The organism is Bacteroides stercoris ATCC 43183 (assembly GCF_025147325.1).
GTDB classification, from domain to species: Bacteria; Bacteroidota; Bacteroidia; order Bacteroidales; family Bacteroidaceae; genus Bacteroides; species Bacteroides stercoris.
The window spans coordinates 2,982,791-3,007,513 of the sequence record NZ_CP102262.1; the positions used below are offsets into that span (position 1 = coordinate 2,982,791).

Below are 24,723 nucleotides of genomic sequence, written 5' to 3' on the forward strand. Positions count from 1 at the left end.
GCACGGACTTCACAGATTTACCTTATCCTTTTTCTGTGAAATCCGTGCAACTCATGTCTGAAAAGAGACGGATAATGAACCTTTTTTTTCAAGGCACCTCTTTTTGCATGCCTCTTTTTCATGGCGCACTTAAGAGTCTTTCTCATGATTTTTCCGTATGTTTGCAACCAAACTTCAAACCTGCATGCCTACATGGAACTATTAGTATACAAAGCCTCAGCCGGTTCGGGCAAGACCTTCACACTGGCAGTGGAATACATCAAGCTTCTGATTCTCAATCCCCGCGCCTACCGGCAGATACTTGCCGTGACCTTTACCAACAAGGCTACGGCGGAAATGAAAGAGCGCATCCTGACGCAGCTCTACGGCATCTGGAAGGAAGACCCCGCATCGGATGCCTACCTGAAACGTATCAAAGAAGATTTGGCAAAGAAGCCGGAAACCGCCTCTCTTTCCGACAGGGAGTTGCGCCAACGCGCCGGAATGGCATTGCAGTATATGCTGCACGACTACAGCCGCTTCCGCGTGGAGACAATCGACTCGTTTTTCCAGTCGGTCATGCGCAACCTTGCCCGCGAACTGGAACTCAGCCCCAACCTGAACATCGAGCTGAACAACGCCGAGGTGCTGAGCGACGCCGTAGACAGCATGATTGAAAAGCTCACCCCCTCTTCGCCCGTACTGGCCTGGCTGCTGGACTACATCAACGAGCGCATTGCCGATGACAAACGCTGGAATGTGTCCAACGAAGTAAAAAGCTTCGGACGGAACATTTTCGACGAAAGCTACATAGAACGCGGCGAAGGATTGCGGTTCAAGCTGCGCTCTCCCGAAACGATAAAGCTCTATCGCGACGTACTGCGTGAAATGGAGACCGATGCACTGGAGCAGATGAAAGGCTTCTACGACCAGTTCGAAGGCGAGCTGGAAGGCCATGCCCTTGTGCCCGAAGACCTGAAAGGCGGTGCACGCGGCATAGGCAGCTATTTCCGCAAGCTGCGCGACGGACGGCTGGCGGATAAGGATGTTTTGAATGCCACCCTGCAAAACTGCCTGGCGGACGCCAGGAACTGGGCTACCAAGACATCTTCGCGCAAGGACGAGATTATCCGCCTTGCCGAAACCAGCCTGATACCCCTGCTTCAGGATGCGGAAAGATTCCGCCCGCAGAAGAACCGCACGATAAACAGTTGCCGCCTCTCGCTGCAACACCTCAACAAACTGCAACTGCTCAATCACATCGACGAAGAAGTACGCACCCTGAACCGCGAGCACAACCGGTTTCTGCTGTCCGACACCAATGCGCTGCTGCACAAATTAGTGCACGAAGGCGACTCCTCTTTCGTATTCGAGAAGATAGGCGCCAACATCCGCAACGTAATGATAGACGAGTTCCAGGACACAAGCCGCATGCAATGGGACAACTTCCGCCTGCTGCTGCTCGAAGGGCTTTCGCAGGGAGCGGACAGCCTCATTGTGGGCGATGTGAAACAGTCCATATACCGCTGGCGGAATGGCGACTGGGGGATATTGAACAGCTTGGGAAGCGACCAGTCTAAAGTGCCACTCTGCGATGCTAAAGTGCCACTTTACGATGCTGAAGTGCCACTTTACGACGCTAAACCCCTACACTGCGAAAGCGGTGTCCAGCTCCCCTTCCCTTTCCCGGTGCGCGTGGAAACCTTGAAGACAAACCGTCGGAGCGAAACGAATGTCATCCACTTCAACAACCGCCTGTTTACCGCCGCAGTAGACTATCTGAACGCATTGCATCTGGAAGAGCTGAAGGAAGAGTGCATCCCCTTGAAACGCGCCTATGCCGATGTAGCCCAGGAGTCTCCCAAGACGGAAAACAAAGGCTATGTCAAAGTCTCCTTCCTGGAGCCCGATGAAGAACAGAACTATACGGAAAAGACCCTGTCGGCTATGGGCGAAGAAGTGCAAAGGCTGCTTTCGGAAGGCGTAAAGCTGAACGATATAACCATTCTTGTGCGCAAAAACAAGAATATACCACCCATTGCGGATTACTTCGACAAAGAGCTGCACCTGCCCGTTGTATCGGACGAAGCGTTCCGCTTGGATGCCTCGCTTGCCATTTGCATGCTGATAGATGCCCTGCGCTACCTGTCCAATCCGGAAGAAAAGATAGCAAGAGCCTCGTTAATCACGAATTACAGTTTGCAGATTACCGGTAAGGGAGAAGCGGAAGCTCCCCTTGCAGCGCCTGCCGACTGGCACAAACTGCTGACCGCCGATGCAAGGACCGCGCTTCCCGCAGAGTTCGTCGCCCGTATGGACGAATTGCGCCTGATGCCTCTGTACGAACTGTTGGAAGAACTCTTCACACTGTTCGACATGGGACGCATCGGAAAGCAGGACGCCTATCTGTTCTCTTTCTTCGATGCGGTGACAGAGTACCTGCAAAACAACTCTTCCGACCTCGACGGTTTCATCCGCTACTGGGACGAGACGCTTTGCAACAAAACCATTCCCAGCGGAGAAATGGACGGCATACGCATCTTCTCCATCCACAAGTCCAAGGGACTGGAGTTCCATACCGTGCTCATCCCCTTCTGCGACTGGAAACTGGAGAACGAAACATACAACCAACTGGTGTGGTGCACCGCCCCCGAAGCGCCGTACAATGCCATAGACCTTGTACCCGTCAACTACTCGTCCACAATGGCGGAGTCCGTTTACCGGCAGGATTACCTCAACGAGCGGTTGCAGTTGTGGGTGGATAACCTGAACCTGCTGTACGTGGCATTCACCCGTGCCGGAAAGAATCTTATCGTATGGAGCCGGAAAGACCAGAAAGGCACTATGTCCGAACTTCTCTCCGCCGCCCTGCCCCAAGTGGCCAAAGCGGAAGAAGGAGGTTGGGACGAAGAAGGGAGCATCTATGAAAGCGGAGCGGTATATCCGTCGGAAGAGGCGCTCCTTCACTGCGTTCGGAAGGGAAAGGACAAGGATGCGGACACTCCGGACGGGAAAAACCGCACTGTGAACAAGCTTGCACAGAAGCCCGTCAAGCTTCCGGTACATACGGAAAGCATGCGCCACGACATCGAATTCCGGCAGTCCAACCGTTCCGCCGACTTCATAGCCGGAGTAGACGAAGCCGAGTCCGGCCGGCGCTTCATCAACCGGGGGCGTCTGCTGCATACGCTGTTCTCCGCCATTGAAACGGAAGCGGACATCGACGATGCCGTCAACCGTCTGGTATTCGAAGGTATCATCGGCCGTGCCGAGACAGAGGAAGAGATACGGGAACTCACCCGCAAGGCATTTGCACAACCGCAAATCAAGGACTGGTATTCGGGAACCTGGCAGTTGTTCAACGAATGCGACATCATCTGGCAGGAGAACGGAGAGCTCCGCAACCGCCGCCCCGACCGCGTAATGATGCGCGACGGTGCAATCGTGGTCGTAGACTTCAAGTTCGGCAAGCCCAACAAGAAATATAACAAACAGGTACAAGGGTATATGGAATTACTTGTCCGCATGGGATATGACGCCAATGCCATCAGCGGGTATCTGTGGTATGTAGAAGAAGAAATAATAGAGAAAGTATGAAAACATTCCTTCAATCAGTAGCCCAAGACCTATACTCCAAGATAGGGAACGACCTGTCGCGCACGGCAATCGTATTCCCCAACAAGCGTGCCAGCCTGTTCTTCAACGAATACCTGGCGGCTCAGAGCGACCGCCCGTTGTGGTCTCCCGCATATGTCAACATCAGCGAACTGTTCCGCAGCCTTTCGCCTCTGAAACCCGGCGACCCTATCCGGCTGGTGTGCGAACTGTACAAAGTGTTCCGCGAAGAAACGCACAGCGAAGAGCCTCTGGATGATTTCTATTTCTGGGGCGAGCTGCTTATCAGCGACTTCGACGATGCCGACAAGAACCTGGTAGATGCCGACAAGCTGTTCAGCAACCTGCAGGATTTGAAGAACATCATGGACGACTACGACTTCCTCGACCAGGAGCAGGAAGAAGCCATACAACAGTTTTTCCAGAACTTCTCCATCGACAAACGCACGCAGCTCAAAGAGAAGTTCATCTCCCTTTGGGACAAGCTGGGAGACATCTACCGACACTACCGGAAGAACCTCTCCGAACTGGGCATCGCATACGAAGGCATGATGTACCGCCATGTAATAGAGGAGCTTGATACGGACCGGCTGCGCTACGACCGCTACGTATTCGTGGGCTTCAACGTGCTGAACAAGGTAGAAACCCACTTCTTCCAACGCCTGCAGGATGCGGGCAAAGCTATGTTCTACTGGGATTATGACGTGTTCTACACCCGCCTGCCCCACGAACAGCAACCGCCCTATGTGCACGAAGCGGGCGAATTTATCCTGCGCAACCTGAAGCTGTTTCCCAACCAACTGCCCGAAACTGCCTTCGATGTCTTGCGGCATCCCAAGAAAATACGTTTCATATCCGCTCCTACGGAGAATGCGCAGGCCCGCTACCTGCCCCAATGGGTGCGCACGGTCGTGAAAAGCGATACCGAAGCAAGCAAGGAGAAGGAAAACGCCATTGTGCTATGCAACGAGGCACTGTTGCTGCCCGTGCTGCACTCCATCCCGCCGGAAGTGGAGAACGTAAACATAACCATGGGATTTCCACTGGCGCAGACACCCGTATACAGCTATATCAATGCCCTTATGGAACTGCAAACTACCGGCTACCGCAGGGATACGGGACGCTATACCTACGAAGCCGCACTTGCCGTACTGAAGCATCCTTACACCCGGCAACTGTCCGCCACGGCCGAAGACCTGGAGAAGCAGCTCACCAAGGACAACCGCTTCTACCCTCTCCCGTCGGAGCTTAAAAAAGACGCTTTTCTCGAACAGGTATTCACCCCGCAGAACGGAACTGCTGCCATCTGCCGCTATCTCACCGAGCTGCTGCGCGAAGTGGCCGTCATATACCGTCAGGAGAAAGACGAAGAGGACATCTTCAACCAGCTCTACCGGGAGTCCCTATTCAAGGGCTACACCCTCATCAACCGCCTGCTCAGCCTGATAGAGAATGACGGGCTGAGCCTGCATACAGACACGCTGAAACGCCTGATGAACCGCCTGCTCACCGCCACCAACATCCCGTTTCACGGCGAGCCCGCCATCGGCATGCAGGTAATGGGCGTACTGGAAACGCGTAACCTCGACTTCCGCAACCTCATCATGCTGTCCCTCAACGAAGGGCAGCTCCCCAAGGCGGGCGGCGATTCGTCTTTCATCCCCTATAACCTGCGCAAGGCGTTCGGCATGACTACCATCGAGCATAAGAACTCCGTGTATGCCTACTACTTCTACCGCCTCATACAGCGTGCGGAGAACATTACCTTGCTGTACAATACGGCATCCGACGGACTGAACCGGGGTGAGATGTCGCGCTTCATGCTCCAGTTTCTCGTCGAGTCTCCCCACGACATCTCACGCCAATATCTGGAAGCCGGGCAATCTCCCCAACAAAGCCTCAAGATTGAAATACACAAGACGGACGAGGTACTGCAACGGATGTACAACGCATACGACATCCGCCGGCATCCCAACGCACTCTTTTCGCCTTCGGCACTCAACACCTACCTCGACTGCCGGCTCAGATTCTACTACCGCTACGTTGCCGGACTGAAAGCTCCCGACGAGGTAAGCGCAGAGATAGACTCCGCCCTGTTCGGAACCATCTTCCACCGTTCCGCCGAGCTGGTATACCAGGACCTCACAGCCAACGGAAAGGAGATACGCCGGGAAGACCTGGAGCAGTTGCTCCGCAACGACGTAAGGTTGCAGGCATACGTAGACACCGCCTTCAAGGAAGAGTTTTTCCATGTGCCTGCCGGCGAGCAACCCGAATACAACGGCACACAGCTTATCCACTCCAAAGTAATCGCATCCTATCTGCGGCAATTGCTCCGCAACGACCTGCAGTACGCCCCTTTCCGTATGGAAGGCATGGAACAAAAAGTAACGGAAACCCTGGAGATAGAGACTCCTTCCGGAATGCTTCCGCTGAATATCGGCGGAACGATAGACCGTATGGACAGCAAAGGCGATACCCTGCGCATCGTGGACTACAAGACGGGTGGCACTCCCAAGACTCCCGAAAGCATAGAGCAGTTGTTTACCCCTGCCGACAACCGTCCGAACTACATCTTCCAGACTTTCCTGTATGCTGCCATTATGTGCCGCAAGCAAGGACTGAAGGTAGCTCCATCCCTGCTGTACATCCACCGTGCGGCATCCGAGAGTTACTCGCCCGTTATCGAGATGGGCGCACCGCGCCAGCCCAAAGTGCCGGTCAACAATTTTGCGTTTTATGAAGATGAGTTTCGCGAACGGCTATCAGCGCTCCTGCAGGAGATATACAATCCCGAAGAGCCTTTTACCCAAACGGAAGATGCGAAGAAATGCGAATACTGTGACTTTAAAAGACTGTGCAAGAAATAGAGGAGTACAATAAAAAACAATAGGGCAATTAAAGTAATAAAATCTGAGAAATCATATTGCAGCCAATATCACTTTAGCACCCTATTGTTTTATTGTACTCTTTTTTATTTCTTCAACGGGATGGAAAAATAGAATGTCGAACCCTCTCCTTTCTTGGATGTAAACCACAACTTGCCGCCACTCTTCACTGCAAAATCCTGACACAGCAGCAATCCCAGTCCGGAGCCTTCTTCATTATTTGTGCCGAACGTACTGAAATGCGTATCTGTATGCAGCAGTTTCTGCTGTCCTTCTTCATCGATGCCGCAGCCGCTGTCTTTTACACTGACTACCACCGTATCTCCTTGCTCTTCCATCTTCACCAACACTTCCGAATTTTCGTTGCTGAATTTAATGGCATTGCTCAGCAGATTGCGAATAATGGTTTTCAGCATATCAATATCGGTACAGACAGGCAGCTTCTCCGGCTTTTCTTCACGGATGGTAATTTTCTTCAAGCCGGCCACCATATTGAACACATCAATCACGCTGTCTACCACTTCCACGGCATCCACATCCTGATAGACAACATTCAGGTTGCCAATCTGGCTTTTTGTCCACTTCAACAGGTTATCCAGCAATGAAAACACATCTTCCGTTGTCCGGTTTGCCATTGTCAGCAGTTCGTACATCTCACCGCCAATCTTCTCAACGGGCAGATTGAGCATCAGCATGTTCAGCACCATCTTGATAGAGCCCATCGGAGAACGCAGATCGTGGGCAATCACAGAATACAACTTGTCGCGCCCGGCAATGATGCGCTGCAACTCTTCCGTCTTATTCAGAATGATACGTTTGGCCGCCACCAATGAAATCTGATGAGTGACACGGATTATCAGCTCTTCCTTATTGAAAGGTTTGGAGATAAAGTCGCTGGCACCCGCCTGAAAACCTTTCACTATATCCGTCGTACTGTTCAACGCTGTCAAAAAGATGATTGGAATATCCGCTGTATCGGGATTGGATTTGAGACGCTGCGCTACTTCAAAGCCGCTTAAATCGGGCATCATCACATCCAGCAGCAGCAAGTCCGGACGTTCTTTATCCACTTGCTCCAAGGCCTGCCGTCCGTTGTTTGCCGTAGCAATCGCAAACTTCTCATTTGTCAGGAGTACTTTCAACAACAATACGTTGGACATCACATCATCTACGATGAGGATTTTGTACTCAGAAGGATTTATTTCCATGTTCATCTTTGTATTATATTTTTTCCCGTTATTGGTACCATATTTATTCAGGAACGATACTTGCCGAAATATTCAATCATGTGGAGCAAGCCTTCCTCCAGCTCTATTGCAGGCTGCCAGTCCAGTTTATGTTTGGCCAACGTAATGTCCGGTTTCCGTTGTCTCGGGTCATCGTGCGACAGTGGTTTGAATATCAGTTTTGATTTGGAGCCTGTCAGCCTAATAACCTTCTCTGCCAGTTCAAGGATGGAGAACTCGTTGGGATTGCCCAAATTTACCGGACCGATAAAGCCTTCTTCCGTATTCATCATACGTACCATCCCCTCTATCAAGTCGTCCACGTACTGGAAACTGCGGGTCTGGGCGCCCGAACCGTAAATGGTGATGTCCTTGTCCTGCAATGCCTGGACCACAAAGTTGGAAACCACCCGCCCGTCGTCGGGCAGCATGCGCGGACCGTATGTATTGAAAATACGTATAATCTTTATGCGTATTCCGTTCTGACGGTAATAATCCATAAAAAGCGTCTCTGCGCAACGCTTGCCTTCATCATAACAAGAACGGATACCGATTGGATTTACATTTCCCCAATAACTTTCCACTTGGGGATGTATGACAGGATCGCCGTAGATTTCGCTGGTAGACGCCTGCATGATTTTTGCACCCGTCTTTTTGGCCAGCCCCAGCATATTGATGGCTCCCAATACCGAAGTTTTAATAGTCTTTATGGCATCGTGCTGATAATGTACCGGCGATGCGGGGCAAGCCAGGTTATAAATCTCATCGACTTCCGCCTCATAGGGCAATTCCACATCGTGAAGCACAAACTGAAAACGGGGATTTCCTTTCAGGTGGGCTATGTTCTCTTCCGAACCGGTGAAGAGATTGTCCAGGCATATTACTTCGTGTCCGTCTTTAATCAGCCGGGTACACAGATGAGAACCTATAAAGCCGGCACCACCGCTAACCAATATTTTTTTCATGCAGCACTTATTTCTGTGTCCGAAGACCATGCAACTTGTTTGTTCTGTTTATGTGCTGACAAATGTAGGCGATTTGACTAAAATATGCAAGTTTACAGGAGAATTATTTCAACTATCAAGGCATATATTCCGGCTTGTTGTCAGGAATACTGAAATCTTTATTGGCAAACAGGTCTGCCAAACCCGAAATTTGCTTCAGACGAAGCAGCTCGTCCCGGTCCATTCCTATGTTTTTCATAATCCACTGGTCGGACATACCGGCACGGTCCAGTTCGGCAACGATGTTGCACATCAACTCGATGTTATGCGCCCCGCGCGCACGGTTATGGCGGATAGTGGACGCCATGCGGTTGGACAGCTCCTTGTCAATTACAACAACCGGCAGCAAGCCGTTTTCGCGCTGATAAATCCGCTTGGAAGTTTTCAATACCTGATAGCGGTGGTAGCCGTCTACCAATATATAGTTGTCTTTTTCTTGGTCGTAATAGCACACGCAGGGCATTGTAAATCCGTCTTCCCAGATGGACAGTTCCAGCAATTTCATTTCGGGCGGTGCCACTACATTGGGGTTATAATCATTGGCCTGTATCTTTTCTACGGGAATTGCTTTTACATTATATACCGGACTTTTATCTACACTCATAACATCATATTTTTGAATTGTTCCATTATCTTGTCTCGCTTGTATATCTCCTCTTTGGTCAGGGCAAACCCCATGTACTTGCACGCGTGGTCGTTCTTTAAGATACAGATGCACATGCGCTTGTAGGTAGGGATTTCCCTGAATTCCGTTATATCGATATCATCCAGATAATCCATGCGGACAGGTTTCTTGTTTGTCTTATAATTGGTATGATTCATCACTTCGATGGGAATGCCTGCATCTTGCAGCTTCTTTATGGTATTCTCGCCCAAGCATCCCCCTTTTGTCCGCCAGAATTCGATGCTGACGGTCAGCTTCTTCAGATAGTTGCGCCGGGTTTCTTCGGGCAAGGTGGAAAGCAGGAATTGCATAAAGCTCTTCCAGGTATACCCTTCGGGAATGCGTACGCTCTGCCAGCCCATGGCGTGAGTACCGCCATAGATACCGGTAAAGTTCACCCCGTTGACACGTCCTATCATCTTCCCCCAGGTATTGGGGTCTATCACTTTATACAATGCAAGGCTCTCCTGCGCCTCGCACAGAAACGGACTTGCCACACGCTGGCGCTCTATATTGACACCCGCTTTATAATACAAATCGTACAGATGGTTATAATCGAAGCCGAACTTACCGTTGGCAGTCCATATGTCCGTTGTTTTCCAGTCGTAGATGGGATAAGCGTTGAATATGTCATTGCCTATCTTGGAAGTCCACCTGTAGTTATGGTACATCTGGTATTTACGGTTCAGATGAATACTGCGCCAGCGGTTGAAACTTTCCTGCGTGCGGATGCCAATAAGGAAACAGGTGCGCACCGCATCTTTCCGCTGATGCAGCCATTTGGCAAAGTGCATCTGGAATTCGTAATCCCACATTTTCTCCGTATAGAAAGGGAACGCTTCTTTCGTATAAGAGCCCTGCGGCATCTGACGCACCCAAAGCTCCTTCATACTCTCGTCCCAGGGACGCCAATAGCTCTGATACATGGATGTGCAGGTGGTGACCTTGAAAGGGACACATACCCGATAGACCTCCAGAATATCCTTATTGGCTTCCAATATACGGTCTACATAATCTATGGTTACGGTGTACTGTATCTCATAATCCATATGAAACACACACAATTTTCGCTTTAAATTATTACGCCGGATGTAATCTATGCACAAGTTCAGCAATACGCCACTGTCCTTCCCTCCGGAAAACGACACGCATATTGTATCGAACTCTTTAAAAATCAGCTCTAAACGTTCCTGCGCAAGTTCGTATACATTTTTAGAAACAGCCATAGTTATCTGTCTTTTTTCATTTTCACGTAGCGAGTCCAGACTTTCTCCTCCGAAAAACCTAATTCCTTAAAAAGAGAACAATGCTCCATGAAAGTAACCGATGTCAATTCCTTACCCGCAGTTGCATTCGATATAACCTTCTCCAATAATAGCTTCAGCGTGCTTTCATTATTGTCCTCTACATAGTAGTTGTTAATGATACACTCTTTCTTCTTTTCTTCTACGGGTATAAAACCTATAACTTTCCTCTTTTCTACTGCCACAAACCAAACAAAATCTTCCGATGTACGAAACGGGTAGTTATAATTCTGCTTTAAGACATCGGGATTCATCACCAATGGCGCTACAAGCTCATATAGCCGCCTGTCTGTTCCCTTTAATTGTATAATTTGTATCATTCAGTATTATCGGTTTTATGTTTTGATTGTAAATTGTTCAAAGATAAATATTAAACTTTATGCCTTAAGTAATTTTTAAGCAGTTTTAAGAATAAAGATTCAAATTGTCGTAATTTATTATTTTTATACAGAATTTGTAATTCACTGATAATCAATAGACATAAAAGTGGCGTTATTCAGTATACGACTGAGCCTATTTAAGTATACGACCGAAATAGGATGAGTATACGACTGAAAGGCATTCAGTATACAGCCGAATATTTCAGCATTTTAACTATAAACTATTTTCAATAAAACAGTTGTGTATCAGAAAGGATTAAACAATCTTATTTCACCCATATTCTTGCATTTTTAACGATTAAGGTATTATTAATTAAATAAAATTTATACATTTGCACAGCTTTTAAAAGTAGCCCGAAATTCTTTTAATCTATTCCATTTTTCCATAATATTGAATACATAAGTAAACAACAAAACAATTATAAACAGTAAAATTATGATGCTAAACACAAAGAAAAGACCGCTTATAGCTGCGGCCCTATTACTGACATCGTTCGGAATAACCACATCGTGCATCGATAACAGTTATGACCTGAACAAGGACATCGACATGACAATCAGTGCAGGTGGCGAACATCTGGCAATTCCCGTGGGATATACGGAGAAGATAACATTGGATAAAATCATCGAACTGGACGAGGGGGATGATTTGCAGATTGTGGATGGAGAATATCATCTGCTGAAAAAGGATAATATTGATGAGACGAATACGTCGGTGGGAACTGTTACGGTTGCAGAGTCCGAGAATATTATTGATGCGATTACGCTATTGGTTTCCGGAGCCATAGCTCGTGTATCAAATGCACAATCAGAAGGCAAAATTAACGCCGAAGCTCACAACGTGGACAAAGCCGTCATAGAAATCGGCTCCTTAGCTGCCGATATGCCAACGACCCTGACTCTTAAATTAGAACTTGGCGATGAAATTTCAACCTCATTGGTTGAAGTTGGAACTATGACAATCAACTTCCCGGACTTCATACAGTTCGAGAAAGAGAACGGACTGAACGGACAGACCCTTACCATGACCAATGTACAAATAAGGCCCTCCGGGTTTACAAAAGAACTGAAAATCAACAAATACGTATTCGGAAGCACATACGGTGAAGGAAATAGAGTTGAAGAAAAGGAAGGTGATAGAATTCTTAAAATCGAGAACCAAAAGATAACGATAGAAATGCAAGATATATATGTAGATAATCCCCAAGGTAGCGGTTCGTTAAGTATCACCCCCACAGTCACCCTTGCAGAAATGGCTGTAAGCGAAGTTTACGGCACCATCCAGCCTGACATCGACGTGAAGCCTACCGAAGTGGAACTGAACAATCTGCCTGACTTCCTGCAAGACGATGAAATAAGACTGGACATCACCAATCCTGTTTTCTCATTCAATGCCAACAATCCACTGAATACGAATGTAGAAATGGATGGTGTCCTGACCGGATATAAGGACGGCCAAGTAACTAAGACCGTTAAAATAGGAAGCGGTAACGGTGGTGCATCCATCACATTAAAACCCAGCGGAGACAAGCAACAGACAATTTCAATAGTACGTGATGAGCAAACGGTTGTTGAGGCAAATGCAACCAAAGTTGTCGTACCCAATCTGAATGATATTATCGAAACGATACCCGACCACATCAACGTTGAGCTAAAGCCGGCCGTAAAGACAGAACAGTATTATACCGTCAATTTAGGACAGGACTACACGCTGAACAGCGCATACGACATCGACATCCCCCTGAGCTTCGGCAGCAACCTGAAAATCGTGTATGAAGAAACACTCGATAACTTCGACCTCGACCTTGAAGATGTAGACATCAAAAAAGCCGTTCTTTCCATAAATGCCGTCAACACCATTCCTTTGGCAATGGAAATCAAGAACGACAACGTAAGCGCACTGGATGCCAACGGAAACGTGATAAAAGACATCGACGTAACCGTAGAGGGAACCATCACGGAAAGCAAAGACGGCAAGACCGAAGTTTCAAGCGCGCTCAATGTCAACTTGAACGAAACGGCGGAAGGCGCCATCAGCAAGCTGGACGGCCTGAAGCTGAAGATAACAGCCGTGCCCGGACAATCCACCGATGTTCAGTTGCTAAGCACACAATGGATGCAGCTTAAAGACATGAAACTCAAAATTCCCAACGGCATCAAAGTAGATTTGAACTAAGGGAAATTATTTCATGCGATACAGACAAAAGATTCAACAATCATATATAACGAAACGAATGAAAACAAATGTTTTAGCGATTATACTGTCCGGAGCCGTAGCGACACTTGCTATCGGCGATGCGATGGCACAGACACAGAACAGCCGTTCAACCTATTTTCTGGAAGGAAGTACCTACCGTCACGAACTAAACCCCGCCTTTATGGGCGAACGCGGCTACGTCAGTTTTCCCGGCTTGGGCAATCTCACAATCGGCGCACAATCCACAGGCGGTGTAGGCGACTTTATCTTCAAGAAAGCCAACGGCGACCTCACCACCTTTATGAACGAGGAAGTGAGCAGCGCCGAATTCCTGAAAGGATTGCCCAAAAGGCTGAAAGTAGGTGTCAACGTAGACGAATCGATTCTTTCCTTAGGCTTCCACGCCTGGGGCGGTTTTAACACACTCGGCATCTCCGTAAAGTCCAATACCAACGTTTTCATGCCCGATGAACTTTTCAAGTTCATGAAAAACGGGGTAGCCAGCGAAACGGGAAGCAGCTACAACGTGAAGAACGTGAACATCGTATCTACCAACTATGCGGAAATTACTTTCGGCCATGCACGCGAAATCAACGAACGCCTCACGGTAGGCGCCAAAGTAAAAGCGCTCGTGGGACTGGCAAAAGCAACCATGCACATCGACGAACTGAACATTCTCGCCTCTCAGGACCAATGGACCATCACTCCGAAAAATGCCGAGCTTTACATGTCTGCCAAAGGCCTCATCGTGCCCACCAAAGGCGAAACCGGCAACTATCAGGAAGACGACTATATCCTGGACGCCAACGGAGACAGAACCCCGATACTGAAAGACGGAACCGACGGACAGATTTCATACGATGACATCGATTTCGATACGGACAACCTCGGCCCCACAGGTTTCGGTATGGCTATTGATTTGGGAGCGACCTACAAACTGAATGACGAATGGACATTCTCCGCCTCCTTGCTCGACCTCGGTTTCATTTCATGGAAAAACACCACCAAAGGAACAATGAGCAAAGACTTCACGTTCGACGGTTTTAGCGACATCTCCGTGAAAGACGACGGAACCAACAATAACAAGAAACTGGACACCCAAGTGGACGAATTGGTAGATGACCTGGCAGATCTGGCAAAGTTTGATAAAGCAGGGGAAGGGTTAAAGCGTACCACCGCCCTTGCAGCCACCCTGCACCTGGGCGCTCAATATACCCTGCCCGCTTACGACCGTCTGAGCTTCGGCTTCCTCTCCACCACCCGCATGCAAGGCAAGCACTCATGGACGGAAGCACGCGTTTCGGCAAATGTTGCTCCCCTCTCCTGGTTTGAAGCATCGGTAAACTACGCCTTATCCAACTTTGGCTCCGATGCCGGCATCATGCTGAATTTCCACCCGCGCGGCTTCAACTTCTTCATTGGTGCAGATGTTCCCATGTGTAAATACGAACCGGCCTACTACGCTCCTATCAGCCGTGCAGCCGTCAACGTAAATATGGGTATCAACTTTACTTTCGGACCGAAGCACAAGCGTAAATACAAAACGGTAGAAACCCAATCACTCTGAATTTATCAACCAAAACAAGAAGAATATGAAAAAGATATATTGTCTACTGTTTGCCATGCTGCCATTGGCAGCATGGGCAGGTGAGGTAAAAGTCACCAAGCCGGTACTGACTCTGGAAAACGATACGCTGACCCTGGACTTTAAGTTTAATATGGAAGCCGTAAAAGTCAACAGTACCCAGTCTTACGCCTTTACTCCGGTATTGTTTGCGGGAAAGAACTGCAAGACCTTGCCGCCTGTTGTCGTCACCGGTAAAAACAAGTTCAAGATGCGCCACAAAGACCGTAAGCTTGCCAGGAAAGGCGATTACAATGCGCCTTATACCATTATTAAAGGCAAGTCTGCCGACCGCCAAAACCTGGTGAACTATACCGTATGCCTCCCCTACGAAGAATGGATGAGCCAGGCGGATATGTGGATATTGCAGGAAGGCAGGAAAGACTGTCTGCTGGATTTACCCGAGATTCAGGTGATAGAACCGGTAGTTGTGGTAGAAGAAGAACCATTGCCGCAGAAAGGTTCCATCTGCGAACCCTGCATGAGCATGGTATCCTACCTCACCCCGACAGAAAAGCCGTTGAAAGTGCGCTCTGAACAAAACACCCTGTATATAGAATATGCAGCGGGCGGAACGGAATTCAAAGCCGATTTCAAAAACAACTCCGCTGAGCTTCAAAAGCTGAAGGAAACCCTGAACCCGCTAACCGAAGGCGACTTGGTTACTTTCAAAGCCATCAACATATGCGGCTATGCTTCACCCGACGGCTCTGCCAAGACCAACGACCGCGTAGCCACAAAACGCGCCGACTCTTTCTCCCTCTATCTCAGAGGAAGTTATCACTTCCCGGACAGCATACTGAACGTAACATCAGCCGGTGAAGACTGGGACAGCCTTGTCAAGATGCTTGAGGAAGATAAGCCCGACTATGCGAACAAAGCATTGGAAATAATCAATAAGTACACCAACCCCGATGTACGTGAAGCCAGACTGAAATCAGGACTGGGCAGCGCTTCCTACCGTGCCATGATGAATGAATATTATCCCCGCCTGCGTCGTCTGTCTATCGCCATAGATTACGAAATACGCGAAGTACGCAACTCCGAAGCCGCAACGTTAATTTACACCAATCCCAAGATGCTGAATCTGCAGGAAATGTACGGCGTAGCCAAGAACTTCCGGCCGGGTACGAAAGAATACAGGGAAGTGTACGAAATAGCCGCTACCAATTATCCCACAGATATTGTGGCAAACATTAACGCAGCCTCTGCCAACATCGTTTACGGTGACTTTGACCGCGCGCAGCAATACATAGAAAGGGTAAAAGACGATCCTCGTGCATGGAACAACCTGGGCGTGCTGGCATGGCTGTCGGGCGACAGTGAAATAGCAAAGGAATGGTTCACCAAAGCTTTGACCATAGAACCGGAAAAGGCACAGGAAAACTTGAATAAGATAAAGTAACATACGCATCTTTGCATAAAAGATGAAGGTGTGTCGTAATGCACGATGCACCTCTTTTTTGTTCATCACTATACAAATCTGTTCATTTTCTTTAAGCTGCGATAATTCGAAGATTTCTTTGATTTATGTGTCTCCAGCATCTAAATAAAGCGACAGTAAGTTCATAAAACCATCCAATCAGCCATTTCGTATCTTCTTTTGTCAGTTTTGCACACATTTTTTTTATATTGAAGGCAATGGCTAGGAAGGCAAAGTCCATGAAGACCTTGTCCTTTCCAAAATGTCGGAAACGTTTGTAGTTCATATTGTTTTTAATTTGTCCGAACACGGCCTCCGGTTCTATGCATCTCTGCCCTCTGTGTTTCAGTCCTTTCTCAGAGCAGAGCAGTTCTTTGGCTCTCCGCTTGTATTGTCTAAGCCTATGATTCAGTTCTATCGTCCTGTTTCCTTTTGCTTTAAAACAGCGGCATCGCAGGGGACAACCTTCACACCTGACAGCTCTGTACCGTGCATTTTCGCTGACATATCCGGATGCGGTTTTCACATTCCTGGTGCCTATCCTCCGCATCCTTTGCCCCATAGGGCAGATGCAGAAGTCATGTTCTTCATTGTAGTAGAAGTTTTCGGCCTTGAACGGGGCCGGTTTGAATCTCGGCCGCTGCTCCATGTGGAAATAGTTGTACTTTACGTAGGCTTCCATGCCGTTTTCGGACATGAAGCGGTAATTCTCTTCGGAGCCATAGCCGGAATCAGCAACCACCGTATGGGCCATCCGTTCATACCTGTTTGAAAAAGATTGCAGGAAAGGAATCAGGGTCAGTGTATCCGTAGGGTTCGGGAAGAGTGCAAAATCGGTGATGAACTGATTTTCGGTGCCGATTTGAAGGTTGTAACCGGGCTTCGTCTGTCCGTTGCGCATGGCATCCTCCTTCATTCTCATAAAAGTAGCGTCCTTGTCCGTCTTGGAATAGGAATTCCTCTCTTGCAGTGTTTCCAGATGGCAGTCGTATTCCTGCAGTTTGTCCCTGTGTTCTTCCAGTTCCTTCAGCTGTTTGCGTTTCTTTTTCAGTTCAGTCTTTTCCTCTTTCGCGGATGGCTCGGAAACCTGTTCCAGTGCATGACGCAATTCTCCTGCCATTTCAGTCAGCATGGCCGGAGTGAACTCAACTTCCTCATTGTTCTCTGATGACTTCTCCTGAGCAATGACATCGTCTATCTGCCCTAACAGGACATGTATCTTCTTCATCAGGCGTTCACGGTTCCGCTCAACCGTTTTTCGCCAGACGAAAGTGTACTTGTTGGCTTTGGATTCGAGCTTTGTCCCGTCAATATATTCCACATTCAGGCTGATGAAGCCTTTGGAAGAGAGAAGAAGTACGGTTTGCGTAAACACTTCGTTAATTTCCTTCTTCACCCGGTTGCGGAAACGGTTGATGGTAATGAAATCCGGTTTCTCATATCCGGCCAGCCAGATATAATGGATGTCACGGTGAAGGAGTTTTTCAATTTTCCGGCAGGAGTAGATGTTGTTCATATAGGCATACAGAATGACCTTGAGCATCATCTTGGGGTGGTAAGGGCTGCGACCGCATTCCTTATACAGTTTTCTGAAACTTTCAAGATTCAAGCCCTCAACCAGGGCGTCAACCATGCGCACCGGATCGTTTTCTGCAATATCCTCATCAATTCTTTGAGGAAAAAGAACGGTTTGGTTGGGATTGTAAGGACGAAAATGTATCTTTGTCATAGTAAAGAACTTATGCTTAAAGATACAAAATCTTTAGGTAATAACAAAGCCCCAGCTTGTGAAAGTCGGGGCTTTGTGCGTAAAAAACAGAAGGTGTGCATTTTGACACACCTTCTTTAATATATCCTATATCGGCAACCTCTTTATTGTGCCTTTCTTGCAACAGACAGCATTTTGCGTGCATAACACCATACTACGCAATAGGCAACCAAAGGTACGATAAACGCCATCACCATTGTTGTATAATCCGCCACAAGCCCCATCAACAGCGGACCTACCACCCCGCCTACCGGAGACATCATCAGGAAAGAGGAAGCGCGCTTGGTATGGTTGCCCAACCCTCTCAGAGAAAGAGCGAAAATAGTAGGAAACATAATAGCCTCAAAAGCATATCCGCAGAGCAGTGCAACCAACGACACCATACCCACATCAAGCAATACCACAAGAGTAGTCACCACCGTTCCCGTAGCGCAAACCAGCAGCATCTTCTCCGCACGTACACGCCCCATAATCCAACTGCCAGCAAAACGTCCCAGCATAAATAATCCCAATCCGCCGAATGAAAGTACCAATGAGGCTTCACGGGCATTCATCCACCCCTGTTCCACTACATAATTAATGAAAAAACTATTAATGGAGATTTCCCCTATTTCGTAAGCAAACAGAGCCAGCAAACCAAAGATAAAGAGTTTATGCGACCACAGCCCTATTTCATGCCCGGCTTCATCCACCTCTACCCCATGCTCTATTTCGGGTAACTTAATCTTCGAGAAAACCAACGCTACCAGCAGCACCACTATCCCCATGCCTACATAAGGCAGAGCCACATTACCCGCACTGCCGCTCCCGTCTTCCGAAAACAAAAGCAGACCTGCCAGCACAGGAGCGCAAATACATCCCAAACCATTGAAGGACTGTGCAAAATTCAGGCGGCTGGCTGCCGTTTCCTTCGCCCCCAATTCCGTTGCATAAGGATTGGCAGCCGTTTCAAGGAATGTCAATCCACAACCGATGACAAAAAGGGCAAACAAGAACATATTGAATGACAGATAGTATTGCCCGGGAATAAACAACAACGAACCGATACCGTACAGCAGCAACCCGAAAACCACTCCCCTGCGATACCCGAAACGGCTTATGAACAATCCTGCAGGAACAGCCATTACGAAATAGCCCATATACATCATCGCCTGGATAAAAGCCGAATGCGCCTTTGTAATATCCAGCAGTTCCTGAAAATGCTTATTCAGCACATCCAGAATGGCATGTGCAAATCCCCATAGGAAAAAGAGAGAAGTAATCAATATAAAAGGAACAAGGTATTGCTCCCCTACCAACGGTATCCGTTTCTGTTTCATAATCTAATAATTTCAGACAATCTGTGTCTATCAATAAATGCGGCCGCAAAGATAAGCAATAAAAAGGAGACAGCCCCATCCATACCACGTATCTTCAACTAAAACACATAAGAAAGGGATAACTGCCAATATCTGTTTTTGGATTCAAATACATCACCGTCAAATATCTGGTCTATGGCATCGTGCTTGTTTCCGCCGATATGATGTTTGGCAGATTGCGTCAGACCGATATTATAGTAACAGCTCAACATCAGGTGATTTACAATCTTAACACCGCCGCCAAGATTGATACCGACCTCAGTGGAACGCCAACCCATGGATGAGAGATCTTTGTCTATGACATCTACAGCTATATGGGCAAGCTTACGCCCCCAATTATCCTCATCTACCAGAAAAGAAAAAGAGGGGCCCACCCCCAGGAATAGGTCAAAATTGTCTGATATGCCCATCTCCCATTTCAGCTCAATAGGGATGTCAATACTTTGCGTTTTTACATCGGTACTTGCACCGTTGGCAGTATTGGTAAGTTTCACACCGCGCTGCACATACAATAAGGAAAAGTCAAGAGCAAGACCATAAAAACCGGTCTGATATTGCAACATGGGACCTACCTGAAAACCGGTCTGATTCTCTTCCTTGATCTGACTACTCATTCCGTGAATATCCGCCTTGTTGCCAAGCACACCTGCTTTCAAGCCGAAATGCAAGCCTTGCGCCATGCCGGTAACCGGAAATAAACATGCCAATAGCGACAATAAACAAATTACTTTTTTCATTATCATTTACAAAATAGAATTATGGGAACAAAGGTATGGATTTCCGTCCGTAGTCCAAATTCTCGTACAGTTAACATTGCTCTTTTTGTTCTTTTTTAGCTGTATACAGTAAGATTAATATTGATATTTTCAGCAAAAGTATTCACTTTTTCCGATTAGCAGTCGATGAATGTTTTTTATACCATTTTTTATTTTCCAAACAATAAATATATTGCTACCTTCGTTTCTGCATTCGGACAAGGTTTTGTTTTTTTGGTTGAAAACATTAGGCAGAACCATGTACCGTACAATAAAATTATTAAACTAAAAAACGACGGTGCAAAGCCCGCATACAAATTTATCCGTAATGAAACTCTATATATTGATACAGCGATTTTTAGGGAGAAAGTATGTACATTATTTCGTACTTTTCTTTATCCTTATCTCCATTGCAGCAATCATCGGAAGTTCGTATGAGGAAATGGCCGCATACAGGTTGCCTCTATTCGGAGTGACCTATGTATCCTCTTTCGTATTTTTAGTGGAGTACATAGCCCGTATCTTATCTGCACCGGCACTTTATCCCGGCAGAAAGGCTGTGAAAGCACGTCTGAAATACACATTCTCTTTCTATGGATTTGTAGATTTCGTAGCTGTGCTACCTTGTATCCTTACCTATATATATTGGGATACGGAAGTGGTGCATGTCATCATCCTGCCTTATATTTTTATCATTTTCAAACTGATACGGCACTCTCGTTCTTTCCGGATTATCGGCCGGGCGCTCTCAGCCGTAAAAGAGGAACTTGAAACTGCATATACTGCAAGTTTCATCACTATCTGCTTTTCAGCCATCCTCATGTATTATATCGAAAGAGGTGCTCAGCCCGAAGTTTTCAAAAATATCGGAGACGGAATATGGTGGGCTATCATCACGTTTGCCACCGTAGGTTACGGAGACATTTATCCGGTTACGCCTTTAGGGAAGTTGCTGGGATGTATCATCTGCCTGGTAGGCGTGGCGATGGTAGCCATTCCTACCGGTATCATCAGTTCTTCTTTTATCAACATTATACAAAAAAAAGAAAAGGAAATTTCAAAATAACAACCTAACTGATTTTAAACTTATAATTATGATGAAAAAAAGTGTTTTAACCGTTTTATTTGCGCTGTTTTGCACGATGAGTTTTGCGCAATTGTCTTTCAATGTAAAAGCCGGTCTTAACCTCAGCAGCTATATCGGCGACAACTCGGATCACTCCAAATTCAAACCCGGAGTACGTCTTGGTGTCGGAATGGAATATCAGTTCACCGACATCATTTCCTTGCAACCCTCACTGTTTTTCTCGCAGAAAGGTGCAAAGTATTCGGAAGGATACGAAGGTATCGTGGATGCTGATGCAGATGTAAAAATCAACCAGCTTTATCTGGAACTCCCCATCAATGTACAATTCCGCTTCAACATTGCAAACAACACCAACTTAGTGGTTGCGACAGGACCATATCTTGCCTGTGGTGTAGGTGGAAAAGCTAAATTCGACGGCGAGGCCTCCATTGGTAATGTCGGTATAAATGCTGACGAGAAAATTGACACATTCGGTGATGACGGACTTGGATACAACCGATTTGATGCAGGATGGAACATCGGACTAGGTGTAGAATTCGGACAAATTCTGGTAGGGCTTGACACCCAACTCGGATTTTGCAAGATCATGGATGGAAATGCCCCACACAATGCGAATATAGGTATTACCGTAGGATACAAATTTTAAAACTACTCTCTTACATATTTTCCTGTATAAAAAAGAGTCTGCTGTTAAAAAACGGCAGGCTCTTTGTCGTATATAATTATTAGCATCTTACCCGAACACTATTTTTTAAATTATAGAATACATTCATGCTCAATTCTCATTAAATGCCTTTTAATAACCATTCAAACGGCACTAAAAATGAATAACAAAATTGCCGTTATTCTTGTATTAGCAGATGTAAAATACTCACTAAACGATTTGGAAAAGTATTACAAGACGTTTTGCGGTTTATAAAAAATCGCATTTCGTTTTGTGTTAATGGCTGCTAAACCATCACAAAACGTTTTGTAGAAGTATCACGGAACGTTTTGCGGTTTATACAGCAAACTGCAATGTATCAGAATGCGTCACGGTGTGTCATCAGATTGGTCTCCCGATTGAGACCTCAAGAAAAAAGCCCTTGAAAGTCAATCACTTTCAAGGGTTTTAGAGTGTTGTTGCGGTGCGTACGGGACTCGAACCCGTGACCCCATGCGTGACAGGCATGTATTCTAACCAACTGAACTAACGCACCATCATTTCATTTTATCGTTGCTATCTCTCTCGATTGCGGTTGCAAAGGTAGGTGTTTTTTTTGAATCTGCAATAGTTTGAAAGAAAAAAAATATCTTTTTTTCAACATCTATTGATTATAAGAGATTTATGTTATCTTTGCATAGACAAAAAAATAGAAACTATGAAAAATACCCCTATTGCACGTGAACTAATCGATAAAACCATCGAAAATTTTCATATTACTGATTTTGCAAAAGCCACTATCCGCGAAGTAAAAGCTATTGCAGCAAAAGCAGAAGCGGACTCCGGTGTGGAATTTATAAAAATGGAAATGGGAGTTCCCGGACTACCACCCTCCTCCGTAGGTGTAAAGGCAGAAATTGAATCGCTACAAAAAGGAATAGCAAGCCTGTATCCGGATATTAACGGCTTGCCTGCATTGAAAGAAGAAGCATCCCGCTTTATCAAGGCATTCGTCAATGTAGACGTAGCGCCGGAAGGATGCGTACCCGTTACAGGTTCCATGCAAGGAACTTTTGCCTCTTTCCTTACATGCAGCCAATGTGACGAGAAAAAAGACACAATCCTGTTTATCGACCCCGGTTTTCCCGTACAAAAGCAACAATTGGTTGTAATGGGACAAAAATATGAAACTTTCGATGTGTATGACTATCGTGGCTGCAAACTGAAAGAAAAGCTGGAAAGCTATCTCAAAAAAGGCAATATATCCGCCATTGTCTACTCCAATCCGAACAACCCCAGCTGGATATGCCTGAAAGAAGAGGAACTGCGTATCATCGGCGAACTTGCCACCCGGTATGATGTAATCGTACTGGAAGACCTTGCCTATTTCGCCATGGACTTCCGTCAGGACTTAAGCAAACCGTTCCATGCGCCCTACCAACCATCCGTAGCCCATTACACTGACCATTACATACTGCTTATATCCGGTTCCAAAGCATTCAGCTATGCAGGACAACGCATCGGGGTAAGCTGCATCTCGGACAAACTTTATCATCGGGCATATCCGGGACTGACACAACGTTACGGCGGCGGTACATTCGGCACAGTATTTATCCATCGTGTCCTGTACGCCCTTTCTTCCGGAACCAGCCACTCGGCGCAATACGCACTTGCAGCCATGCTGAAAGCCGCCAATGAAGGCAAATACAACTTCCTGGATGAAGTAAAAGTATATGGCGAACGTGCACGGCGACTGAAAGAGATTTTCCTGCGTCATGGTTTCCATCTGGTATACGACAACGACCTCGGAGAGCCTGTAGCCGACGGATTTTACTTTACCATCGGTTATCCGGGCATGAGTAGCGGTGAACTTGCCAAAGAGCTGATGTACTACGGAGTAAGCGCTATCTCACTGGTAACTACCGGAAGCCATCAGGAAGGATTGCGAGCCTGTACCTCATTCATCCAAGACCATCAATACGCCCAATTGGACGAACGCATGGCCGTCTTTGCAGAAAATCATCCTGTCAGATAGGACATATATCCCCTTTACAGAGAATGAATGCGCCAAACTCTGACGACGCTTCATTCTCTGTAAAACTTTAAAACTCCCCGAAAAAAGACTTTCCGGATAAAAATTAAACAGACTCCCATAAAAAAGAGAAAGATAATTTGCTCCTTTATAGAAAAATACTTAATTTGGGGGCATGTATACCAATGCAGACATATTCAAAATAGAAACTAACCATATAGTTCCTACACGAGGAAAAGTTCTTATTTCCGAACCTTTTCTGTGCGACTATATGTTCGGGCGGTCTGTTGTTTTACTGGCAGACCATACGCAAGACGGAACCATGGGACTTGTAATGAACAAGCCGTTACCTCTGTTTCTGAATGATTTACTAAGCGAAATCAACTGTCGGGAAGATATTCCTATCTATAAAGGCGGACCGATGAGCACCGATACCCTTTTCTATTTGCACACATTGGAAAATATAACAGACTCGCTCCCCATAGCCGATGGGCTCTACCTGAACGGTGACTTCACCGCTATCAAGCAATTTATAACAGAGGGTAATTCCATCAAAGGAAGAATACGTTTCTTTCTCGGTTATTCGGGCTGGGAACCCGGACAACTGAAAAAGGAAATAGAAGAAAATACCTGGCTGGTGGACAAAGCGGATATTCCTTCGCTCATGGATGAAAAAGCCTGCAGAAACTTGTGGAAAGATGCACTTAGCAAACTTGGCGGCAAATACGAAATGTGGTCACGTTTTCCGCAAATCCCCACTTTGAACTGACAGTAAC

Annotated in this window: 17 protein-coding genes and 1 tRNA gene; 9 read left to right on the top strand and 9 right to left on the bottom strand. The window is 46.8% G+C overall.

Annotated features, from left to right (window positions below):
* The first annotated feature begins 192 nt into the window (after positions 1-192).
* Positions 193-3,576 carry a UvrD-helicase domain-containing protein gene (locus NQ565_RS12345; protein ID WP_040315669.1) on the top strand — a complete coding sequence of 1,128 codons (3,384 nt, stop codon included), beginning with the start codon at positions 193-195 and terminating at the stop codon, positions 3,574-3,576.
* Positions 3,573-6,464 (top strand): PD-(D/E)XK nuclease family protein, encoded by a 2,892-nt coding sequence (locus NQ565_RS12350; RefSeq protein WP_005653855.1) that lies wholly within the window; start codon positions 3,573-3,575, stop codon positions 6,462-6,464. Before NQ565_RS12345 ends, NQ565_RS12350 begins: the two co-directional genes overlap by 4 nt.
* A 104-nt stretch (positions 6,465-6,568) precedes the next feature.
* On the opposite strand, the gene NQ565_RS12355 is transcribed toward NQ565_RS12350, so the two are convergent.
* From NQ565_RS12355 to NQ565_RS12375, 5 genes are all read right to left on the bottom strand, one after another.
* Complete coding sequence (locus NQ565_RS12355) at positions 6,569-7,696, bottom strand: ATP-binding response regulator (RefSeq protein WP_005653852.1); 1,128 nt, start codon at positions 7,694-7,696, stop codon at positions 6,569-6,571.
* A 41-nt stretch (positions 7,697-7,737) separates the two neighbouring features.
* A complete protein-coding gene (locus NQ565_RS12360; RefSeq protein ID WP_005653850.1) occupies positions 7,738-8,673 on the bottom strand; it encodes a UDP-glucuronic acid decarboxylase family protein in 936 nt (311 codons plus the stop codon).
* 115 nt (positions 8,674-8,788) lie between these two features.
* Positions 8,789-9,316: an IbrB-like domain-containing protein gene (locus NQ565_RS12365; RefSeq protein WP_005653848.1), complete on the bottom strand. Its 528-nt coding sequence runs from the start codon at positions 9,314-9,316 to the stop codon at positions 8,789-8,791.
* Positions 9,313-10,602, bottom strand: coding sequence for a DUF3440 domain-containing protein (locus NQ565_RS12370; RefSeq protein WP_005653846.1), 1,290 nt, complete (start codon positions 10,600-10,602; stop codon positions 9,313-9,315). Before NQ565_RS12370 ends, NQ565_RS12365 begins: the two co-directional genes overlap by 4 nt.
* A 2-nt stretch (positions 10,603-10,604) precedes the next feature.
* Positions 10,605-11,000 (bottom strand): hypothetical protein, encoded by a 396-nt coding sequence (locus NQ565_RS12375; RefSeq protein WP_005653844.1) that lies wholly within the window; start codon positions 10,998-11,000, stop codon positions 10,605-10,607.
* A gap of 496 nt (positions 11,001-11,496) precedes the next feature.
* Here NQ565_RS12375 and NQ565_RS12380 point away from each other — a divergent pair, with 496 nt between their 5' ends.
* Genes NQ565_RS12380 through NQ565_RS12390 form a run of 3 tightly spaced genes read left to right on the top strand, consistent with a single transcriptional unit; the run spans position 11,497 to position 16,286 of the window.
* Entirely contained in the window at positions 11,497-13,236 is a 1,740-nt protein-coding gene (locus NQ565_RS12380) for a hypothetical protein (protein ID WP_005653839.1), read from the top strand.
* 13 nt (positions 13,237-13,249) lie between these two features.
* Complete coding sequence (locus NQ565_RS12385; protein WP_005653837.1) at positions 13,250-14,824, top strand: DUF5723 family protein; 1,575 nt, start codon at positions 13,250-13,252, stop codon at positions 14,822-14,824.
* Positions 14,825-14,849: 25 nt separating this feature from the next.
* Positions 14,850-16,286 carry a DUF3868 domain-containing protein gene (locus NQ565_RS12390; RefSeq protein WP_005653835.1) on the top strand — a complete coding sequence of 479 codons (1,437 nt, stop codon included), beginning with the start codon at positions 14,850-14,852 and terminating at the stop codon, positions 16,284-16,286.
* A 91-nt stretch (positions 16,287-16,377) separates the two neighbouring features.
* Here the strand turns inward: NQ565_RS12390 and NQ565_RS12395 are convergent, their stop codons facing one another.
* The 3 genes from NQ565_RS12395 to NQ565_RS12405 form a co-directional block, all read right to left on the bottom strand.
* On the bottom strand, positions 16,378-18,033 hold the full coding sequence (locus NQ565_RS12395) for an IS1182 family transposase (protein WP_005656266.1): 1,656 nt from the start codon (positions 18,031-18,033) through the stop codon (positions 16,378-16,380).
* A 143-nt stretch (positions 18,034-18,176) separates the two neighbouring features.
* The gene (locus tag NQ565_RS12400) at positions 18,177-19,391 is read right to left on the bottom strand and encodes a sugar MFS transporter (protein ID WP_005653828.1); all 1,215 of its coding nucleotides are present in this window, start codon (positions 19,389-19,391) and stop codon (positions 18,177-18,179) included.
* 98 nt (positions 19,392-19,489) lie between these two features.
* Positions 19,490-20,167 (bottom strand): porin family protein, encoded by a 678-nt coding sequence (locus NQ565_RS12405; protein ID WP_022103849.1) that lies wholly within the window; start codon positions 20,165-20,167, stop codon positions 19,490-19,492.
* A gap of 346 nt (positions 20,168-20,513) precedes the next feature.
* Between NQ565_RS12405 and NQ565_RS12410 the strand changes: the two genes are divergently transcribed.
* Positions 20,514-21,251 (top strand): ion transporter, encoded by a 738-nt coding sequence (locus NQ565_RS12410; protein ID WP_005653820.1) that lies wholly within the window; start codon positions 20,514-20,516, stop codon positions 21,249-21,251.
* Between the two features lie 31 nt (positions 21,252-21,282).
* On the top strand, positions 21,283-21,918 hold the full coding sequence (locus NQ565_RS12415) for a porin family protein (RefSeq protein ID WP_016662756.1): 636 nt from the start codon (positions 21,283-21,285) through the stop codon (positions 21,916-21,918).
* Between the two features lie 479 nt (positions 21,919-22,397).
* Here NQ565_RS12415 and NQ565_RS12420 read toward each other — a convergent pair.
* Positions 22,398-22,471, bottom strand: a tRNA-Asp gene (locus tag NQ565_RS12420).
* A 162-nt stretch (positions 22,472-22,633) separates the two neighbouring features.
* Here NQ565_RS12420 and NQ565_RS12425 point away from each other — a divergent pair.
* Both NQ565_RS12425 and NQ565_RS12430 read left to right on the top strand, forming a co-directional pair.
* Positions 22,634-23,950 (top strand): pyridoxal phosphate-dependent aminotransferase, encoded by a 1,317-nt coding sequence (locus NQ565_RS12425; RefSeq protein WP_005653816.1) that lies wholly within the window; start codon positions 22,634-22,636, stop codon positions 23,948-23,950.
* 172 nt (positions 23,951-24,122) lie between these two features.
* Entirely contained in the window at positions 24,123-24,716 is a 594-nt protein-coding gene (locus tag NQ565_RS12430; RefSeq protein WP_005653815.1) for a YqgE/AlgH family protein, read from the top strand.
* The last annotated feature ends 7 nt before the right edge of the window (positions 24,717-24,723 follow it).

Coding starts and splice junctions, on each gene's coding strand:
- NQ565_RS12345 (WP_040315669.1), top strand. CDS start 193: ATGGAACTATTAGTATACAAAGCCTCAGCCGGTTCGGGCAAGACCTTC.
- NQ565_RS12350 (WP_005653855.1), top strand. CDS start 3,573: ATGAAAACATTCCTTCAATCAGTAGCCCAAGACCTATACTCCAAGATA.
- NQ565_RS12355 (WP_005653852.1), bottom strand. CDS start 7,696: ATGAACATGGAAATAAATCCTTCTGAGTACAAAATCCTCATCGTAGAT.
- NQ565_RS12360 (WP_005653850.1), bottom strand. CDS start 8,673: ATGAAAAAAATATTGGTTAGCGGTGGTGCCGGCTTTATAGGTTCTCAT.
- NQ565_RS12365 (WP_005653848.1), bottom strand. CDS start 9,316: ATGAGTGTAGATAAAAGTCCGGTATATAATGTAAAAGCAATTCCCGTA.
- NQ565_RS12370 (WP_005653846.1), bottom strand. CDS start 10,602: ATGGCTGTTTCTAAAAATGTATACGAACTTGCGCAGGAACGTTTAGAG.
- NQ565_RS12375 (WP_005653844.1), bottom strand. CDS start 11,000: ATGATACAAATTATACAATTAAAGGGAACAGACAGGCGGCTATATGAG.
- NQ565_RS12380 (WP_005653839.1), top strand. CDS start 11,497: ATGATGCTAAACACAAAGAAAAGACCGCTTATAGCTGCGGCCCTATTA.
- NQ565_RS12385 (WP_005653837.1), top strand. CDS start 13,250: ATGCGATACAGACAAAAGATTCAACAATCATATATAACGAAACGAATG.
- NQ565_RS12390 (WP_005653835.1), top strand. CDS start 14,850: ATGAAAAAGATATATTGTCTACTGTTTGCCATGCTGCCATTGGCAGCA.
- NQ565_RS12395 (WP_005656266.1), bottom strand. CDS start 18,033: ATGACAAAGATACATTTTCGTCCTTACAATCCCAACCAAACCGTTCTT.
- NQ565_RS12400 (WP_005653828.1), bottom strand. CDS start 19,391: ATGAAACAGAAACGGATACCGTTGGTAGGGGAGCAATACCTTGTTCCT.
- NQ565_RS12405 (WP_022103849.1), bottom strand. CDS start 20,167: ATGAAAAAAGTAATTTGTTTATTGTCGCTATTGGCATGTTTATTTCCG.
- NQ565_RS12410 (WP_005653820.1), top strand. CDS start 20,514: ATGAAACTCTATATATTGATACAGCGATTTTTAGGGAGAAAGTATGTA.
- NQ565_RS12415 (WP_016662756.1), top strand. CDS start 21,283: ATGAAAAAAAGTGTTTTAACCGTTTTATTTGCGCTGTTTTGCACGATG.
- NQ565_RS12425 (WP_005653816.1), top strand. CDS start 22,634: ATGAAAAATACCCCTATTGCACGTGAACTAATCGATAAAACCATCGAA.
- NQ565_RS12430 (WP_005653815.1), top strand. CDS start 24,123: ATGTATACCAATGCAGACATATTCAAAATAGAAACTAACCATATAGTT.